1 protein-coding gene and 1 pseudogene are annotated in these 1,654 nt (G+C 70.6%); both read right to left on the bottom strand.

Going from position 1 to position 1,654, the window contains the following annotated elements; translation table 11 throughout:
• Positions 1-646: pseudogene (locus AC2VOP_RS18950) on the bottom strand (hypothetical protein); the annotation flags it as partial.
• Positions 647-808: 162 nt separating this feature from the next.
• A complete protein-coding gene (locus AC2VOP_RS18945; protein WP_486962399.1) occupies positions 809-1,393 on the bottom strand; it encodes a TetR family transcriptional regulator in 585 nt (194 codons plus the stop codon).
• Positions 1,394-1,654: the final 261 nt, after the last annotated feature.

Genomic DNA, 1,654 nt, shown 5'->3' with positions numbered 1-1,654 from the left:
TCGCCACCCGGCAGGTGGTGCCCGCTCGGGCGGCCGCGTCCCGGACGTGGCGCGCCATCGCCCGCCACGCGCGTTCGTCGTCGTGGGCGCAGTTGATCCGTGCGATGTTCATGCCCCGCTGCACGAATCCGCCCACCAGGTCCGGGTCGGTGGCGGCCTCGGAGGGCAGCGTGACCATGATGCGTGCCATGCGGTGGGCCGGGCGGGGCCCCAGTAACTCGACCGCGTGTCGCCGCAAGATCTTTGGTCCCTCTTCGATCGGCACCGCCGACGGCGCCGGCGGCTGCCACTCGGCGCCCAGAATCGCGGCGCCCGCGGAGCGCACCGCCGCGAGAGTGGCCTGAACGTGTGATTCGCTGCGGCCCAGCGACGAAAGCCCGAATACGGCGAGCCCCGTTTGCAGCTGCCGCAGATCCGTTTGGCGAATGGCCCAGTAATGCACCAGGTTTCGCGCGCTCGCCCGATGCTGGGGCGCGACGGCCGCCAGCCAGCTCTGCCAGGATTCCTCCGCGTCCGACAGGCTGTGGAGCAGGCCGTCGACCCGGTCGAGCAGGCCGGCCATGCGCCCGGTCATGTTGGGCTCGATCGGCGCCCGTGCACCCGACGGGGCGCCCGCCACGTGGCCTGCCATGGGCTCAGGGGACACGACGACTCCTTGTTCTGTGGTCGTACGGCCATCCGGTGTTAACTTCCGCGTAACGGACGGCAACGCGAATCATGCAGGCAGACACCAAGATATCGGCGTTGCGGGCGCCAGGGGCAGAGGCATTGGTCCTCAATCGGAGGACCAATGCCCGTCGAGCGGGGACTACCCGAGGGTGATCGCGGCCAGGCCCCGACCCACCCGGTCGGGCAGCGATCCGCCGTGGCTCAGCCAGTCGTCCAGGGCGATGCGGACCGTGGCCATGGCCAGCGCCCCGATCAGGCGGGGCCGGGGATCCTGCGGAGCCGACCGGGGTATCCGCGGCGCGACGAGGTCGGCGATCGCCAACTCATACCGCACGTAGACGTGCAGCGTCCAGGCGTCCAGCGCCTCGGAAGACCTGGTGAGGGTAGCCAATTCGCGAACCTGGTCCTCGATGTCGGCGAACCCCCGGGCGAGTTCGCCGAACGCGCCGGCGACCGCCTCGGCGGCGCCCAGCTGCGCCGGCTGCGCGGCCAGGGCGGCGGTGATCCGGTTCAGCCAGTGGGCGTTCATGCCCTCGGCCACCGCGTCCTCCTTGGAGCTGAAGTAGCGGAAGAAGGTCGCCCGGCCGATGCCGGCCGCCTCGGCGATGTGGTCCACCGTCGTCCCCGCCAGACCGCGGCCGGCCACCAACTGGGCCGCGGCGGCCGCGATGCGCTGACGCGTCGCGGTTCGCTTCCGTTCGGCCGGTGACGGCATGGCAGACATCGGCCCCACCCCAGTTCGCGCGATTCGGCACCTCGAGATTGATACATAGTCTTACCATGAGACGGTGTCTCAAAACGCGCCCATGCCGTCCGCTGAGCCCGCGCCGAAGGCGCGGCCCGCGTGGCAGTTCTTCCAGCAGATGCTCGCCGACGTCACCACGATCGTCACCGAGGACGCCGAGTCCGAACGCGAGCTGCTCGAAGGGCTGCGGATGATCGCGCGCGTGTCGTCGCTGTGCTCGCAGATCACCGTCGAGGCCGA

Source organism: Mycobacterium sp. TH-M106, from assembly GCF_057473765.1.
Note: the sequence above shows the minus strand (reverse complement) of the source record. Positions and strands in the feature narration are given on the sequence as shown.